The 14,419-nt window shown below is 69.6% G+C and carries 17 protein-coding genes and 3 pseudogenes; 12 read left to right on the plus strand and 8 right to left on the minus strand.

The window, feature by feature from the left end; translation table 11 throughout:
- Positions 1–137: 137 nt before the first annotated feature.
- Positions 138–323 (plus strand): annotated as a pseudogene (locus tag ACFE7U_RS13255) (DNA-protecting protein DprA); the annotation flags it as partial.
- A gap of 3 nt (positions 324–326) precedes the next feature.
- On the opposite strand, the gene ruvX reads toward ACFE7U_RS13255, so the two are convergent.
- Together ruvX and ACFE7U_RS13265 are read right to left on the minus strand one after the other, a co-directional pair.
- Positions 327–809 (minus strand): Holliday junction resolvase RuvX, encoded by a 483-nt coding sequence (ruvX, locus tag ACFE7U_RS13260; protein ID WP_375410195.1) that lies wholly within the window; start codon positions 807–809, stop codon positions 327–329.
- The gene (locus ACFE7U_RS13265) at positions 806–1,354 is read right to left on the minus strand and encodes an SMI1/KNR4 family protein (protein ID WP_375410196.1); all 549 of its coding nucleotides are present in this window, start codon (positions 1,352–1,354) and stop codon (positions 806–808) included. The genes ruvX and ACFE7U_RS13265 overlap by 4 nt, the downstream gene beginning before the upstream one ends.
- A 35-nt stretch (positions 1,355–1,389) precedes the next feature.
- Here ACFE7U_RS13265 and ACFE7U_RS13270 point away from each other — a divergent pair, with 35 nt between their 5' ends.
- The 4 genes from ACFE7U_RS13270 (at position 1,390) to ACFE7U_RS13285 (ending at position 3,963) form a co-directional block, all read left to right on the plus strand.
- Complete coding sequence (locus ACFE7U_RS13270) at positions 1,390–1,668, plus strand: hypothetical protein (RefSeq protein WP_375410197.1); 279 nt, start codon at positions 1,390–1,392, stop codon at positions 1,666–1,668.
- 109 nt (positions 1,669–1,777) lie between these two features.
- Positions 1,778–2,065, plus strand: a complete 288-nt coding sequence (gatC, locus tag ACFE7U_RS13275) for an Asp-tRNA(Asn)/Glu-tRNA(Gln) amidotransferase subunit GatC (RefSeq protein WP_375410198.1) — start codon at positions 1,778–1,780, stop codon at positions 2,063–2,065.
- Positions 2,066–2,171: 106 nt separating this feature from the next.
- On the plus strand, positions 2,172–3,653 hold the full coding sequence (gene gatA / locus ACFE7U_RS13280) for an Asp-tRNA(Asn)/Glu-tRNA(Gln) amidotransferase subunit GatA (protein WP_375410199.1): 1,482 nt from the start codon (positions 2,172–2,174) through the stop codon (positions 3,651–3,653).
- Positions 3,654–3,663: 10 nt separating this feature from the next.
- Complete coding sequence (locus ACFE7U_RS13285; protein ID WP_375410200.1) at positions 3,664–3,963, plus strand: hypothetical protein; 300 nt, start codon at positions 3,664–3,666, stop codon at positions 3,961–3,963.
- A 19-nt stretch (positions 3,964–3,982) separates the two neighbouring features.
- On the opposite strand, the gene ACFE7U_RS13290 is transcribed toward ACFE7U_RS13285, so the two are convergent.
- The gene (locus ACFE7U_RS13290) at positions 3,983–4,603 is read right to left on the minus strand and encodes a glutathione S-transferase family protein (protein WP_375410201.1); all 621 of its coding nucleotides are present in this window, start codon (positions 4,601–4,603) and stop codon (positions 3,983–3,985) included.
- Positions 4,604–4,701: 98 nt separating this feature from the next.
- Here ACFE7U_RS13290 and gatB point away from each other — a divergent pair, with 98 nt between their 5' ends.
- Entirely contained in the window at positions 4,702–6,174 is a 1,473-nt protein-coding gene (gene gatB, locus ACFE7U_RS13295) for an Asp-tRNA(Asn)/Glu-tRNA(Gln) amidotransferase subunit GatB (RefSeq protein WP_375410202.1), read from the plus strand.
- A 616-nt stretch (positions 6,175–6,790) separates the two neighbouring features.
- Here the strand turns inward: gatB and ACFE7U_RS13300 are convergent.
- Together ACFE7U_RS13300 and ACFE7U_RS13305 are read right to left on the minus strand one after the other, a co-directional pair.
- Positions 6,791–7,309, minus strand: a complete 519-nt coding sequence (locus ACFE7U_RS13300; protein ID WP_375410213.1) for a DUF3280 domain-containing protein — start codon at positions 7,307–7,309, stop codon at positions 6,791–6,793.
- 135 nt (positions 7,310–7,444) lie between these two features.
- Positions 7,445–7,831, minus strand: a pseudogene (locus ACFE7U_RS13305) (DUF4345 domain-containing protein); the annotation flags it as partial.
- Between the two features lie 107 nt (positions 7,832–7,938).
- Here ACFE7U_RS13305 and ACFE7U_RS13310 point away from each other — a divergent pair.
- Entirely contained in the window at positions 7,939–8,403 is a 465-nt protein-coding gene (locus tag ACFE7U_RS13310; RefSeq protein ID WP_375410203.1) for a GNAT family N-acetyltransferase, read from the plus strand.
- A gap of 6 nt (positions 8,404–8,409) precedes the next feature.
- Here the strand turns inward: ACFE7U_RS13310 and ACFE7U_RS13315 are convergent, their stop codons facing one another.
- The gene (locus tag ACFE7U_RS13315) at positions 8,410–8,658 is read right to left on the minus strand and encodes a hypothetical protein (protein ID WP_375410204.1); all 249 of its coding nucleotides are present in this window, start codon (positions 8,656–8,658) and stop codon (positions 8,410–8,412) included.
- Between the two features lie 305 nt (positions 8,659–8,963).
- On the opposite strand from ACFE7U_RS13315, the gene ACFE7U_RS13320 reads away from it, so the two are divergent.
- Positions 8,964–9,599, plus strand: coding sequence for a glutathione S-transferase family protein (locus ACFE7U_RS13320; RefSeq protein WP_375410205.1), 636 nt, complete (start codon positions 8,964–8,966; stop codon positions 9,597–9,599).
- Positions 9,600–9,714: 115 nt separating this feature from the next.
- Here the strand turns inward: ACFE7U_RS13320 and purN are convergent, their stop codons facing one another.
- Both purN and purM read right to left on the minus strand, forming a co-directional pair.
- Positions 9,715–10,371: a phosphoribosylglycinamide formyltransferase gene (gene purN, locus ACFE7U_RS13325; protein ID WP_375410206.1), complete on the minus strand. Its 657-nt coding sequence runs from the start codon at positions 10,369–10,371 to the stop codon at positions 9,715–9,717.
- Position 10,372: 1 nt separating this feature from the next.
- Positions 10,373–11,440 (minus strand): phosphoribosylformylglycinamidine cyclo-ligase, encoded by a 1,068-nt coding sequence (purM, locus tag ACFE7U_RS13330; RefSeq protein ID WP_375410207.1) that lies wholly within the window; start codon positions 11,438–11,440, stop codon positions 10,373–10,375.
- A 114-nt stretch (positions 11,441–11,554) separates the two neighbouring features.
- On the opposite strand from purM, the gene ACFE7U_RS13335 reads away from it, so the two are divergent.
- From ACFE7U_RS13335 to ACFE7U_RS13350, 4 genes and pseudogenes are all read left to right on the plus strand, one after another.
- Entirely contained in the window at positions 11,555–12,091 is a 537-nt protein-coding gene (locus ACFE7U_RS13335; RefSeq protein ID WP_375410208.1) for a CDP-alcohol phosphatidyltransferase family protein, read from the plus strand.
- Between the two features lie 86 nt (positions 12,092–12,177).
- Positions 12,178–13,278, plus strand: coding sequence for an AI-2E family transporter (locus ACFE7U_RS13340; protein WP_375410209.1), 1,101 nt, complete (start codon positions 12,178–12,180; stop codon positions 13,276–13,278).
- Between the two features lie 7 nt (positions 13,279–13,285).
- A complete protein-coding gene (locus ACFE7U_RS13345) occupies positions 13,286–14,014 on the plus strand; it encodes a hypothetical protein (protein WP_375410210.1) in 729 nt (242 codons plus the stop codon).
- Between the two features lie 116 nt (positions 14,015–14,130).
- A pseudogene (locus ACFE7U_RS13350) lies at positions 14,131–14,419 on the plus strand (hypothetical protein); the annotation flags it as partial.

The raw sequence follows: 14,419 nt of genomic DNA on the forward strand, positions 1-14,419 counted from the left end.
TGCTCGGGGAAGGCCTGCTCGGGGAAGGCCTGCTCGGGGAAGGCCTGCTCGGGGAAGGCCTGCTCGGGGAGGGCCTGGAAGCCACCCTGGACGCGATTCCCGACGAGCCGGCGGCGATGTCTCCGTAGGATCACGATCCCCCTGAGCCGACGGACGACCGTGCCCGGCTGATCGCCTATCTCAGCCCGGCTCCGATCGGCACGGACGAACTCGTCCGCGCCACCGGCCTCGGCGTGCGCATTGTCCAGACGACGCTGCTCGAACTCGAGCTCGACGGGCGCATCGAGCGGCATGGGAGCGGGGCGGTGTCGCTGGTGGGGTGACGCTCAGGCGTCCTCCTCCTCCACGAGCCCCCGCATCGCGTCGAGGCATCCCTGCAGGATATAGGCGGCGGCGAGCTGGTCCACGACCTCGCCGCGCCGTGCCCGCGAGGCATCGGCGGCGATCAGCGCGCGGGTCACCGCCGCTGTCGACAGGCGCTCGTCCCAGTACAGGACCGGCAGCGGCAGCAGCGGCTTGAGGTTGCGGACGAAGGCGCGGGTGGATTGCACGCGCGGCCCCTCGCTGCCGTCCATGTTGAGCGGCAGGCCGATCACCAGGCCGCCCACCGCGTGGGCCTCGCACAGCGCGCGCAGACGCGCGGCATCGGGCGTGAACTTGACCCGGCGGATCGTCTCGAGGGGCGAGGCGATGCGGCGTCCGCCATCGCACAGCGCGAGGCCGATGGTCTTGGTGCCGAGATCGATTCCGATCAGGCGCGAGCCGGGTGCGGCGGCGGCGAGGAAGGCGAGGATGTCGGCCTCGCTCATGACAGCAGCGTCCCGGCCGGGGCGGCGTCGTCGCCGATGAACGTCGCGGGCAGGGGCTCGCTCGCCATCCCGAGGATCCCGCGCACCGCCGGCCCCTGCAGGCGCCGCATCAGGTCGAAAAGGTCGTCGCCGCCGAAGCGGACGGCTTCGAGGTCGGCGGCCAGCACCCAGATCTCGTACTCGTCCCGGCCGGGCACCACGTCCCAGAACAGCAATTCGCCCGCCTCGCCGCGGCCGAAGAAGCAGGCGCGCTCGATGACGCTCGGATCGTCGCCCTCGACGTCGAAGGGAGCGAGCGCGTGCTCGGCCCTGGCCGTGGCGACGCCGTAGGCGATCGCCTCCGAGACCCCGACGAGGTCGGCGCCATCGTCCCGTCCCGGCACGGCGATGCGCAGATGCCCCCCCGCGAGCCCGGCGCCGCAGGTGGTGCAGAAGCTGCGGTAGCTGCCCGGCAGGGCAAAGCCGAGCGCCGCTTCGGCCTGCGCCAGGTCGCCCGCGTCGCAGACGATCCCCGGCCGGAGGGTGGCGAACACGGAATCCCACATCGAACGACACGCTCCTTGCCAAGAAAATTAACCCTATGCCGAGAACGCAGCGGCTGCGCGATAGCGGTGACCGGCTGGAAGGCGTTAACACCTCGTTAACCGCCCTGACCCCGTCGGCGAGCCCGGAGCCGCGCGTGACCCACTTCCATCCTCCCGTCCCGAAACCCCGGACAGGCCTGACGCTGCGGCACAAGCTGATGCTGCTCGCCGCCCTCGAAATCCTGGTGGCGGGTTTCACCCAGGCGCAGATGAAGCCTTACCGCGCCGGGATCACGGTCGAGATCCCGGCTCTGCCGGACCACGTCATCGTGTGATCCCGGTCTGAGATCCTGCGCCGTTGCGAGGCCGCGAAGGCGGGTGCTATAGCCGCTCGGCGCCGCCGGATGGGGGTGCCCCCAACGGCGGATCGGATTGAAGACCAGCATGTCGGTCGACGCACACACCGTGAGGCGGATCGCGCACCTCGCCCGCATCGCGGTGAGCGAGGCCGAGGTCGCGCCGCTCCAGGACGAGCTCAACGCCATCCTGGCCTTCGTCGAGCAACTCGGCGCGGTCGACGTCACGGGCGTCGAGCCGATGACCTCCGTGACTCCGATGGCGATGAAGAAGCGCGAGGACGTTGTCACCGAGGGCGGCCGCGCACGCGACGTCGTGTTCAACGCCCCCGAGACCGAGGACCATTATTTCCTGGTTCCCAAGGTCGTCGAGTAGCCGACGGGATTCTCAAACGATCGCGTCCCCGACGGGATCGCCCGGCGCCGACACGGCGACGCGACCGCGCGGGGTTTCGATGACAGGCGCCAGGACGGCTATGACCATGACGACGCTGAACGAACTCACCCTGGCGCAGGCCCGCGACGGCCTCAAGGCCAAGGATTTCTCCGCCGCCGACCTCGCCAAGGCGCATATCGCGGCGGTCGAGGCGGCGCGCGGCCTCAACGCCTACCTGCTGGAGACGCCCGAGCGCGCCCTCGAGATGGCGGTGGTGGCCGATGCCAAGATCGCCGCCGGCGAGGCGCGGCCCCTGGAGGGCCTGCCGCTCGGCATCAAGGACCTGTTCTGCACCCATGGTGTGACCACCACCGCCGGCTCGAAGATCCTTGAGAACTTCCAGCCGCACTACGAATCGGCGGTGAGCCACAACCTCTGGCGCGACGGCGCCGTGATGCTGGGCAAGCTCAACCTTGACGAGTTCGCCATGGGCTCGTCGAACGAGACCAGCGCCTACGGCAACGTGGTCTCGCCCTGGCGCCGTACTGGGTCGGAGACCCCGCTCGTGCCCGGCGGCTCCTCGGGCGGCTCGGCCGCCGCCGTCGCAGCCCGCCTGTGCCTCGGTGCCACTGCCACCGATACCGGGGGATCGATCCGCCAGCCCGCCGCCTTCACCGGCACGGTGGGGATCAAGCCGACCTACGGGCGCTGCTCGCGCTGGGGCACGGTGGCCTTCGCCTCCTCCCTCGACCAGGCCGGCCCGATCGCCCGGACGGTGCGCGACTGCGCGATCCTGCTCACCTCCATGGCCGGGCCGGACCCGCGCGACACCACCTGCGCCGACCTGCCCGTGCCCGACTTCGAGGCGGCGATCTCGCGCGGCGTGAAGGGCCTGACCATCGGCATCCCGCGGGAGTACCGGGTCGACGGCATGCTGGCCGAGATCCAGAAGCTGTGGGACCAGGGCGCCGAATGGCTCAAGGCCGCCGGTGCCACCATCAAGGACATCTCGCTGCCGCACACGAAGCTCGCGCTTCCGGCCTACTACATCGTCGCCCCGGCGGAGGCGTCCTCCAACCTCGCCCGCTACGACGGCGTCCGGTACGGCCTGCGCGTGCCGGGTAAGGACATCGCCGACATGTACGAGCGGACCCGCGCGGCGGGGTTCGGCCGCGAGGTCAAGCGCCGCATCATGATCGGCACCTACGTGCTCTCGGCGGGCTATTACGACGCCTATTACGTGCGCGCCCAGAAGATCCGCACCCTGATCAAGCGCGACTTCGAGGAGGCCTACGCGGCGGGCGTCGACGCCATCCTCACGCCGGCGACCCCGTCGGCGGCCTTCGGCATCGGCGAGAAGGCGAGCGCCGACCCGGTGGAGATGTACCTCAACGACGTGTTCACCGTGACGGTGAACATGGCGGGCCTGCCCGGCATCGCGGTGCCGGCGGGCCTCGACGGGCAGGGCCTGCCGCTCGGCCTCCAGCTCATCGGCCGGCCCTTCGACGAGGAGACGCTGTTCGCCACCGCGCAGGTGATCGAGGACGCGGCCGGGCGCACCAGGCTGCCACCCGCGTGGTGGGCATGAAAGTCTTGCGATGACCGTCCCGGTCTATCCCTTCGACGTCTGGATCTGGGCCGCCCTCGATCCCGTCCTGATCCTCGTCGCCGTGGTGATGGGCTGGAAGTCGGATCAGGTGGTCAAGCTGATCCTGGTGGCCTTGATGGCGTTCACCGCCTCGGTGCTCACGAGCTTCGCCCTGACCTCGCTCGGCGTGCCCTGGCCGGCCCCGATCGGACGCGACCTCCCGACCTTCTTCCCCGTGCGCACCGGCGGTGCGTTCCTGTGGGCGCTGCTGGCCTTCCTGGCGCGCCTCGCATTGAGGCGCCGGACCTGAACGATCGGAATACGTCGCTTCAGGGCATGTCGTCGCCCCAGGCCTGGAAGCCCGGGCGCTGGCGCAACAGGGCGTGATAGGCCGCCGCCGCTGGGTAGTCCGGCCGCTCCATCGGCGTGAGCAGCCAGCGATTCACCGAGAGCCCGAGCACGATGTCGGCCAGCGAGAAGACCGGCCCGAGCGCGTAGGCGCCAGTGGATGCCAGCTGCCGCTCCAGCACCGCCATGGCGGCGCCCCAGCGGCGGATGCCGGCCGCGCGGTCATGGGGATCCTGGAAGGCCGGGTCACCGCGCACGATTCCGACGAAGGGTCCCCGCGAGGCGTTGCTGAGATCGGTCGACTGCCAGTCCATCCACTGCTCGACGAGCGCACGCCGGCTCGGCTCCGCCGGTAGCAGGTCGGCCCGCCCGGCCTTGGCCGCGAGGTAGCGGCAGATCGTGTTGGATTCCCACAACACCCCCGCCTCGTCCTCGATCACCGGGACAAGGCCGTTGGGGTTGAGGGCGCGGAATTCGGGCGCGTCGGTGGAGGCGAAGCCGCTGCCCCAATCCTCGCGGGCGTAGTCGAGGCCGATCTCGTCGCAGGTCCAGAGGACCTTGCGGACGTTGATCGAGGAAACGCGGCCGAGGATGCGAAGCATGATGGCTCGGAGGGTTGCGGGTTGACCGGCGTCGAGCTCGGTCCCTAGAGGTAGGCGGTCCCTGGAGTTAGGGAAGAGTCGAGGATGCAAGCCTAGAGATGACCGCACCCGTGAACCCGAAGAAGCTCATCAAGGGCGGCCTGCACGACTGGGAGGTCGTGATCGGCATGGAGATCCACGCCCAGGTCACGAGCCGCTCGAAGCTCTTCTCCGGCGCCTCGACGGAGTTCGGGGGCGAGCCCAACGACCACGTCTCGCTGGTCGACGCCGCGATGCCCGGCATGCTCCCGGTGATCAACGCGGAATGCGTCGCCCAGGCCGTCCGCACCGGCCTCGGGCTGAAGGCGCAGATCAATCACCGCTCGGTGTTCGACCGGAAGAACTACTTCTATCCGGACCTGCCCCAGGGCTACCAGATCTCCCAGTACAAGGACCCCATCGTCGGCGAGGGCGAGGTCATCGTCGATCTGCCGGATGGGCAGAGCATCAATGTGGGCATCGAGCGGCTGCATCTCGAACAGGATGCCGGCAAGTCCCTCCACGACCAGAACCCGACCCAGAGCTTCGTCGACCTCAACCGCTCGGGCGTCGCGCTGATGGAGATCGTCTCGCGGCCGGACCTGCGCTCCTCCGAGGAGGCGCGGGCCTACGTGACGAAGCTGCGCACCATCCTGCGCTACCTCGGCACCTGCGACGGCGACATGGAGAAGGGGTCGCTCCGCGCCGACGTCAACGTCTCGGTGCGCCGCCCCGGCGACCCGCTCGGCACCCGCTGCGAGATCAAGAACGTCAACTCGATCCGCTTCATCGGACAGGCGATCGAGACCGAGGCGCGCCGCCAGATCGCGATCATCGAGGATGGCGGCACCATCTCCCAGGAGACCCGCCTGTTCGACCCCGCCAAGGGCGAGACCCGCTCCATGCGCTCGAAGGAGGAGGCGCACGATTACCGCTACTTCCCAGACCCGGACCTGCTGCCGCTCGAATTCGACCAGGCCTATATCGACGCCCTGGCCGAAGGGCTGCCGGAGCTGCCCGACGCCAAGAAGGCGCGCTTCATCGGTGATTACGGGCTCTCGCCCTACGATGCCGGCGTGCTCGTCGCCGAGCGCGCCTCCGCCGACTACTTCGAGGCGGTGGCCAAGGGCCGCGACGGCAAGGCGGCGGCGAACTGGGTCATCAACGAGCTGTTCGGGCGCCTGAACAAGGAGGGGCTGGCCATCGAGACGAGCCCGGTCTCCGCCGGCCAGCTCGGCGCCATCGTCGACCTCATCGGCGAGGAGGTGATCTCCGGCAAGATCGCCAAGGACCTGTTCGAGATCGTCTGGAGCGAGGGCGGCGACCCGCGCGCGCTCGTCGAATCCCGCGGCATGCGACAGGTGACCGATACCGGCGCCATCGAGGCGGCAGTCGACGCGATCATCGCCGGGAACCCGGACAAGGTTCAGCAGGCGCGTGAGAAGCCGACCCTGCTCGGCTGGTTCGTCGGCCAGACCATGAAGGCTACCGGCGGCAAGGCCAACCCGGCTGCGGTGAACGCACTGCTGAAGGCGAAACTCGGGATCGAGTAGGTTCGCAGCGGCTGTCGCATCCCTCCGTCATTCCGGGGCGCCGCAGGCGAACCCGGAACTCAGAAACACGGAAAGTGGCAAGTTTGGCGAGCCGTCGCGGCTCTGGGTTCCGGGCTCTGCTTCGCAGCTCCGGAAAGACGGGCGTGGCGAGCCGGTCGCGCCACGGCATCACGTTGCGATCGATCGCAACGAACGGGTTTCCCAGGGTGTCCCATGAACCGCGGCGGAAGCGGCTTGAGTTGGGGCTAATGCGTGTTCGAAGTCGTGCCGTATCGGCCGCTTCTGCGCCCCTGAAGCCGCTTCCGTCGTAGTGTTCGTAAGTGCCACTACGTCTCGGGCCGAACCGGTCCCTCAGACGATCTCAGCGGCGTCCTGCTGGGGTGGAGTCATTCCTGTCTCCTTCAGCGTCGACCGAATAGGGGCATGACGCCTCTCCTCCGGACCGAACTGTGCTTCGCTTCCGAAGCACGACTGAAGACTGCGACCGTATCGAATTTCGGTCAAGAGCGTTTTGATGCCTAATCGCCGTGTATTTGACAAAATATGAATTTGACGCAGCGCATCCGATGATCTGCAAGGACTTGCGCGGATTTTGATGCGCTGCAAAACGACCGATTTACTGCTCCGCTTCGAGCAGCCGATTCTTGACGAGGTAGCGGATTCCACGCTCGAACGACTCGTCGTTGTCGCCACGGATGTCGACGCTGTAGGCCTTCTCTGGTCCTTTGCCGTCAAGGTCCTTCACGTAGACGTTGATGTTGAGGATGAGGTTGGAGACCTTCTGGACCTCGCCGGTGATCGCCGCATCCGCCCCGAGCTTTCGAGCGAAGTCCTCGGCGCAGCCGTTGCAGGAGCGCAGGTCCGGCCCCCTCTCGGCCTCCTGCTTGACCGGATCGGTGGAGACGATGGTGTAGCGCCCGCTCTTCTCGAGGAGGCCGCGCAACGTGTCGCCGAGGCGGGCCAACCGCTCCCGGTCCGCCTGCGTCGGCTCGGTCGGCGATCCCTTGGCATATTGGAAGTCGAACACGGCGGCCTTCCGGGGCGCGGCGGTGGCGCCTTGCGCGACGGCGAGAGCCAGTGCCAGGATCGGCAGCCGCAGGAACCGGGCGGGGGACCGGTTCTGGCATGGGATCATCGCATTCCTCACGGGTCCGGGCGCATCGTGAGGGCGTTTCGACCTCCGGAAACGCGCGAACGGCCGGTTCGTCCACCCGCTCTCGCCTTGCGGGCCGCTTCGCGCCGGCGAGGCTCGCGGGTCCGGCGCCTCTCCGGCCCCTCGGGCGACGCGCCCCTGCCAAAGGCACAGCAGCGGCGTGATGACAAGCTCGACGGCGAGCGCCGCCAGCATCGTCAGCGAGGGCAGGCCGGTCAGGTATAGCCCCAGCAGCCGGGCGAGGCCGCCCAGCACCACCACCAGCGTGAGGAAGCGAAACAGCCCGGTCTTACCTTCGATGCCGGGCACGCAGGTCCAGAACAGGATGCCGATGCCCATCAGCAGACCCGACAGGTAGCGGAAATGGCTGTCGGCGGAGATGTCGGTGCTCCCCGCACGGCCGATCCCGTCGATGCCGAACAAGACGCCGTAGGCACCGGCCGCCACCGGAATCACGGCGGCGAGGGCCACCGCCCGCTGCAGGTATCGTCGTTCGGCGTCCATGGTCGGTCCGGGGGAAGGGAGAAAGGTTCGGCTGCGCGAGGCATCAAGTCGTTCGGAGGGCGATCGGTTCGTGCTACCGGGCTGCCGATACGTCTTGCGAGTCGCCGATGCTCACGATCCGAACCGCCGAACCCGACGATCTGAAGGAGATCGTGGCCCTGTACGCGGCCGACGAACTCGGCGGCCACGGCGATGCCTGGACTCCCGACACCGAGGCGGGATACCGCGCGGGCTTTGCCGCCATCGCTGCCTCGGCCGATACGAGCCTTCACGTCGCCCTGGAGGACGGGGCCGTGGTCGGCGTGTTCCAGCTCGTCCTGTTCACGACCCTGGTCGAGCGCGGCGCCCGGCGGGCCAAGCTCGCCAGCGTCCAGGTCCGGTCCGACTGCCGTTCACGCGGGATCGGCGCCCGTATGATCGCCGAGGCCGAACGCATCGCCCACGCGCGCGGCGCGGTGGTGCTCGAACTGACCTCGTCGAAACGCCGCCGCGACGCGCACCGCTTCTATGACCGCCTCGGCTACGAGCGCAGCCATGAAGGCTTTCGCAAGCGCCTGTGCGAGGGCCTGTGATTCGGCTCAGGCCTTCTGTTCCTTGAGGCGCTTCACGCACTTGCTGAAATATTGGGGCCATTTCGGTCCCTGCGTCGCCTTCTCGCTCACCGAGAGGGCACGCCACTGGGTGCCGCAGGCCTTCTGGCGCTGGCGTGCCGCGCTCTGCCCGACGGTCATCTCCTTGGCTGCGGGCTCCCGGGCAGCCTGGGCCATGGCGGTGCCTGCGAGGAGCGGAGCCCCGACGAGCGCGGCACAAACGAAACGAAGCAGCATCGGACGATCCTTGGGCGTCGGATTGGGCCGCCTGCGTCGGCGGATACCGGCATCACAACCGGATCCGCACCGGCAGGGCAAGCGGCTTTCCGACGGTCTGCAACCCTGCGCTGTCATGGCCTGTGGACGAGACGGCGGATGCTCGCGCCGGGCGCATCTTCGCGCGGGATGCCGCGGCTCGTCCCGCTTGAGGCCGGGCGCCTTCGGGTCTAGCGGGAGGGGCTGCAACCTTCGGCCCGCTCGGCCGCTTGAACGGTCGGCGACCGCGCCTTGTACCCAGCTCCTTGCATCATCGGACCCCGCGCATGGCCACCGCACCGGGACATCCCATCGACGTCCACACCTGGAGCACGCCCAACGGCTGGAAGATCCCGGTCATGCTCGAGGAATGCGGGCTGCCCTACAGGGTGGTGCCCGTGAATATCGGCCGAAACGAGCAGATGGCTCCCGACTTCCTTGCCCTCTCACCCAACAACAAGATCCCGGCGATCGTCGATCCCGACGGGCCGGGCGGTGCCCCGATCGCGGTCTTCGAATCGGGCGCGATCCTGCAATATCTCGGGCGCAAGACCGGCTGCCTCTACCCGGCGGACGAACGGGCCAGGGTGGCGGTGGACGAGTGGCTGTTCTGGCAGGTCGGCGGCCTGGGACCGATGCTGGGCCAGGCCCACCATTTCCGGATCTACGCCGAGGAGAAGATCCCCTACGCGATCGCGCGGTTCACGGACGAGGCCCGTCGGCTCTACGGCGTCCTCGACCGGCGTCTCGCCGATCGCGAGCACGTGGCGGGCGACTATTCCATCGCCGACGTCGCGATCCTGACTTGGGCCAAGTACCACGAGAAGCAGGGGGTCGACCTCGGCCCGCTGCCCCATGTCCGGCGCTGGCTCGACGGGGTCCTGGCGCGCCCCGCCGTGCAGCGCGGCCTCGCGGCGATCTGATGCGGGGCTGCCGCTTCTGGCCTGCGGCATCCGGTTGCTTCCGCCCGTAGCGTGGCGCTGCAGGGCGCACCATCCCTCCCACCGCTCGCGGTTGCGGGGAGCTTTCCGGCCCCCCCTACAGGCTGAGGAGCGCGCCCTCGGGGGTCGCCACGTCGCCTGCGAAGACGACGCGGTTCCCCTCGAGGCGCGCCCGGCCGCCGGCCACCAGGGCGAGCGCCATCGGGTAGAGCCGGTGCTCCTGCACGAGGATGCGGGCGGCGAGGCTGTCGGGATCGTCGCCGGGCAGGACCGGCACCGCGGCCTGGGCCACGATCGGCCCGGCATCGAGTTCGGGCACCACGTAATGCACGGTGCAGCCATGCAGTCGCACGCCGGCGGCGAGCGCCTGGGCGTGCGTGTGGACGCCGCGGAAGAGCGGCAGCAGGGAGGGGTGGATGTTGATCATCCGCCCCGCCCAGGCCTCGACGAAAGGCCCTGAGAAGATCCGCATGAAGCCGGCGAGGCACACGAGTTCGATCCCCGCGGCTTCGAGCTCGGCCTGGAGGGCTCCGTCGAAGCTCGCCCGGTCGGGAAAGCTCCGGTGGTCGACGGTCTTCGTCGGAATCCCGCAGGCGGCGGCATGGGCGAGCCCCGGGGCATCGGGCCGGTTCGAGAGGACCAGGGCGATCTCGGCCGGGTAATCCGGCGCCCGCGCGGCGTCCAGGATCGAGACCATGTTCGAGCCGCGCCCCGAGATCAGGATCGCGACCCGGGTCTTCCGCTGTGCCGCCATGTCAGAGCGCGAGGGTGCCGGTGAAGGTCACGGGCTCGGGGCCGCGCGCGGTGATCGACCCGAGCCGGACCGGAGCCTCGCCGGCCTGTGTGAGCGCCGCGATCACGGCGTCCGCCGTCGAAGCCTTCGTCACCACGACCATGCCGATGCCGCAGTTGAAGGTGCGCAGCATCTCCGGCACCGCGACGTTGCCGGTCCTCGCGAGCCAGCCGAAGACCGGCGGCACGGCGATCGCGTCGAGGTCGACCGCGATGCCGACATCCTCCGGCAGGACCCGGGGCAGGTTGTCGGGAAAGCCCCCGCCGGTGATGTGGGCGAGCGCCTTGATCCCGTCGGTGGCCTTCAGCGCTGCCAGGAGCGGCTTCACGTAGATCCGGGTCGGTGCCAGCAGCGCCTCGCCCAGCGTCAGGCCGGGGGCGAACGGGGCGGGCGCGTCGTAGGGGAGGCCGCTCGCCTCGACGATGCGGCGCACCAGCGAGAAGCCGTTCGAATGGATCCCCGAGGAAGGGAGGCCGAGCACCACGTCTCCGGCGGCGATCCCCGGGCGCGGCAGCAACGTGCCGCGCTCGGCGGCTCCCACGGAGAAGCCGGCGAGGTCGTAGTCGGCACCATCGTAGAGGCCCGGCATCTCCGCGGTCTCGCCGCCGATGAGCGCGCAGCCGGCCTGCCGGCAGCCCTCGGCGATGCCCCGCACGATGTCGGCACCCACCCCCGGCACGAGCTTGCCGGTGGCGTAGTAGTCGAGGAAGAACAGCGGTTCGGCACCCTGGACGATGATGTCGTTCACGCACATCGCCACGAGATCGATGCCGATGGTGTCGTGGCGACCGGTCTCGATCGCGACCTTCACCTTGGTGCCGACGCCGTCGTTGGCCGCCACCAGGATCGGGTCCGTGAAGCCGGCGGCCTTGAGGTCGAACAATCCGCCAAAGCCCCCGATCTCGGCATCGGCACCGGGCCGGCGGGTGGCGCGCACCAGCGGCTTGATCGCATCGACCATGGCGTTGCCGGCGTCGATGTCGACGCCCGCCCCAGCATAGGTCATTCCATCGTTGCGTTCGGCCGTCATCCGCCCCAAGCCCTTCATCGATCCTCGCGACCTCTAAACAGTCCCGCCCGTCTTCGCGAGTCCGCAGGCCCATTAAGAGATCCGGGATCGTCATGCCATGATCAGGCTGCTGCCATGACCATCCCCAACCTCATCACGATCGGCCGGCTCCTCCTCGTTCCCTTCGTGGTGGCCATGCTGGTCCAGGGGGAATGGGGGCTGGCCTTCGCGGGCTTCCTGCTGGCGGGCGCGTCCGATGCGGTGGACGGCATCATCGCCCGGCGCTTCTCCATGTCGAGCGAGCTCGGCGCCTATCTCGATCCCCTGGCGGACAAGGCGCTGCTGGTCTCGATCTACGTCGCCCTGGCGGTCCTCGGCGTGGTGCCGGGCTGGCTGGCCATCGTCGTCGTCTCCCGCGACGTCATGATCTTCCTCGCCATCGCGGTGTCGTGGCTGATGGACCAGCCGGTGGCGATCCGCCCGCTCCTGATCAGCAAGCTCAACACCGCCGTGCAGATCGCCTTCGCCGCCCTGGTCCTCGGCGCCAAGGCCTGGGGAGCCGCCCGCATCGGCATCGAGGGCTGGGCGCAGCCCCTGGTGGCGATTCTCACCGGGCTCTCCGCCGCCGCCTATCTGCGGGTCTGGATGCGCCACATGACGGAGCCGGCCTGATGGTGCGCCCAACGCGCTTGACCGGGCCGGACGGGCTTCCCACTGTTCATCCCAACCCCCACGAACCTCGTAAGGACGAACGGCCGATGCGCGGCAGGGCGATGATCGGAGTGGCGGGCCTCGTGGTCGCCGTGGTGCTCCTCTACCTCCTCAGGGATGTCATCCTGCCCTTCGCGGCGGGCCTGGCGCTGGCCTATCTCCTCGACCCCATGGCCGACCGGTTCGAGCGGCTCGGCCTCGGGCGGCTGGCGGCCTCGCTCCTCATCTTGGCGCTGTTCGTGGTGGCGCTGGGGCTGACCCTTCTGATCGTGGGTCCGCTGGTCGCCAAGCAGGCTACCGCCCTGGTCTCGACCCTGCCGGGCATGGTCTCGAAGCTCCAGGGGCTCGTCGTCGAGCGCGCCGGCCCTCTGCTGCAGCGGATCGGCGGCGCCGACATCATCAACGACCTGCAATCCTCCATGGGGACACTGGTCGGCCAGGGCGGAAGCTGGGCTCTCTCCGTCCTGGGATCGCTCTGGACCGGCAGCCAGACCCTGCTGTCGATCGTCTCGCTGCTCTTCATCACCCCGGTGGTGGCCTTCTACATCCTGCTCGACTGGGACCGGATGATCGCCAAGCTCGATTCCTGGGTGCCGCCGCGCCACCGCTTCGTGGTGCGCCGGCTCGGGCGCGAGATGGACGGGGCCATCACCGGGTTCCTGCGCGGGCAGACCCTGGTCTGCCTCATCCTCGGCACCTTCTACGCGGTCGGCCTGTTCGCCATCGGCCTGAACTTCGGGATCCTGATCGGGCTCGTCGCGGGCCTCCTCACCTTCATTCCCTATGTCGGGACGATCGTCGGCTTCCTGCTCGCGGTGGGGGTGGCCCTGGTGCAGTTCTGGCCGGATTCCGACTGGCTCCATATCGGGCTGACCGTGGGCGTCTTCGCGCTGGGGCAGTTCCTCGAGGGCAACGTCATCTCGCCCAAGCTGGTCGGCGATTCCGTCGGCCTGCACCCGGTCTGGCTGATGTTCTCGCTCCTCGCCTTCGGCTCGCTGTTCGGCTTCCTCGGCCTTCTCATCGCGGTGCCGGTGGCGGCCTCCATCGGCGTCGTGGTGCGCTACGGCATCGACCGCTACCTGCAGAGCCCGCTCTTTCATGCCGACGAGCCGGCGCTCCTGTCGGCGCCCGAGCCGCGGGAGCGCTGAGGCTGCCATGGACCGCCCGAGGCGCGACTCCGCCCCGCCCCGCCAGCTCGCCTTCGAGCTTCCGCTCGATCCGCGCTACGGACGGGAGGACTTCCTGGTCGGCCCGGCCAACGAGGCCGCCTACGGCCTGATCGAGGCCTGGCCCGACTGGCCCGACACGGTGTTCCTGCTCACCGGTCCCGCCGGCAGCGGCAAGAGCCATCTCGCCTCGATCTGGGCGACGCGGGCGCATGCCTGGACCGTCGCGGCCGCGAAGGTCACGCCCGACGCCGTGCCCCACCTCGTCTCCAACGGCGCCCTCGTGGTCGAGGACGTCGACCGCCCGGAGGGCCGCGACGAGGCCGCCCTGTTCCACCTCCTCAACCTCGCCCGCGAGCACCGGACCGCGATCCTGCTCACCGCCGCGCGGCCGGTGGAGGCCCTCAAGCTCGCCACGCCCGACCTGCGCTCGCGCTTGCGCCTCGCTCCCGGAGCGACCATCCTGCCACCCGACGAAGCGCTGCTCCGGGCCGTCATCGTCAAGCTCTTCGTCGACCGGCAGCTCGTGGTCGACCTCAGCGTGGTCGAGGCGCTGGTGCTGCGCATCGACCGCTCCCTGGCTCTCGCCCGCGAGGTCGTGGCCGAACTCGATCGGGACGCCCTCGGGCGCGGCCGGCGGATCACGCGGCCGCTGGCGCTGGCCGTCCTCGGGCGCCTCGGGCTCGGTGCCGAAGCGGGCGAGGATGATCCCGGCTGAGCCAGCCGTCAGTCATGGAACCGTCTCGGTCATGGAACCGTCAAGGTCCGCGCCGGCACCCGTGCTAGGACGGGGCCGTGCCGGAGACGAACCGAGGCATGTAGGGAGAGTCGCTGTTGTCGGACATGGACGCGGATGAGGTGCGGCGCGACGAGGCCCTGACCGCGCGCGCGGACGAGGACGTCTCGACCGACGTCGCGTCCGAGGATCGGACGCCGTCCGCGCCGGCCCGGACCCGGTCGCCACGTAGGAGCCCGGCCGCCGTGGCCGCGGAGTCGAAACGGGCGTCCGTGCCCGCTCTCCCGGCCTCCGCCGCGCCCGAAGCCACGCCCGGCGCCAAGCAGCCCGACGCCGAACCCGACCCGGGAAAGGCCGTGCGCGCCACCGTGGTCGAGGCGGGCCGCG

It is taken from the genome of uncultured Methylobacterium sp., assembly GCF_964251405.1.
Taxonomy (GTDB): domain Bacteria; phylum Pseudomonadota; class Alphaproteobacteria; order Rhizobiales; family Beijerinckiaceae; genus Methylobacterium.

Excerpts from the sequence above, each read along its gene's own strand:
- ruvX (WP_375410195.1), bottom strand. The coding sequence starts at position 809 with ATGAGCGAGGCCGACATCCTCGCCTTCCTCGCCGCCGCCGCACCCGGC.
- ACFE7U_RS13265 (WP_375410196.1), bottom strand. The coding sequence starts at position 1,354 with ATGTGGGATTCCGTGTTCGCCACCCTCCGGCCGGGGATCGTCTGCGAC.
- ACFE7U_RS13270 (WP_375410197.1), top strand. The coding sequence starts at position 1,390 with ATGCCGAGAACGCAGCGGCTGCGCGATAGCGGTGACCGGCTGGAAGGC.
- gatC (WP_375410198.1), top strand. The coding sequence starts at position 1,778 with ATGTCGGTCGACGCACACACCGTGAGGCGGATCGCGCACCTCGCCCGC.
- gatA (WP_375410199.1), top strand. The coding sequence starts at position 2,172 with ATGACGACGCTGAACGAACTCACCCTGGCGCAGGCCCGCGACGGCCTC.
- ACFE7U_RS13285 (WP_375410200.1), top strand. The coding sequence starts at position 3,664 with ATGACCGTCCCGGTCTATCCCTTCGACGTCTGGATCTGGGCCGCCCTC.
- ACFE7U_RS13290 (WP_375410201.1), bottom strand. The coding sequence starts at position 4,603 with ATGCTTCGCATCCTCGGCCGCGTTTCCTCGATCAACGTCCGCAAGGTC.
- gatB (WP_375410202.1), top strand. The coding sequence starts at position 4,702 with ATGACCGCACCCGTGAACCCGAAGAAGCTCATCAAGGGCGGCCTGCAC.
- ACFE7U_RS13300 (WP_375410213.1), bottom strand. The coding sequence starts at position 7,309 with ATGATCCCATGCCAGAACCGGTCCCCCGCCCGGTTCCTGCGGCTGCCG.
- ACFE7U_RS13310 (WP_375410203.1), top strand. The coding sequence starts at position 7,939 with ATGCTCACGATCCGAACCGCCGAACCCGACGATCTGAAGGAGATCGTG.
- ACFE7U_RS13315 (WP_375410204.1), bottom strand. The coding sequence starts at position 8,658 with ATGCTGCTTCGTTTCGTTTGTGCCGCGCTCGTCGGGGCTCCGCTCCTC.
- ACFE7U_RS13320 (WP_375410205.1), top strand. The coding sequence starts at position 8,964 with ATGGCCACCGCACCGGGACATCCCATCGACGTCCACACCTGGAGCACG.
- purN (WP_375410206.1), bottom strand. The coding sequence starts at position 10,371 with ATGGCGGCACAGCGGAAGACCCGGGTCGCGATCCTGATCTCGGGGCGC.
- purM (WP_375410207.1), bottom strand. The coding sequence starts at position 11,440 with ATGACGGCCGAACGCAACGATGGAATGACCTATGCTGGGGCGGGCGTC.
- ACFE7U_RS13335 (WP_375410208.1), top strand. The coding sequence starts at position 11,555 with ATGACCATCCCCAACCTCATCACGATCGGCCGGCTCCTCCTCGTTCCC.
- ACFE7U_RS13340 (WP_375410209.1), top strand. The coding sequence starts at position 12,178 with ATGCGCGGCAGGGCGATGATCGGAGTGGCGGGCCTCGTGGTCGCCGTG.
- ACFE7U_RS13345 (WP_375410210.1), top strand. The coding sequence starts at position 13,286 with ATGGACCGCCCGAGGCGCGACTCCGCCCCGCCCCGCCAGCTCGCCTTC.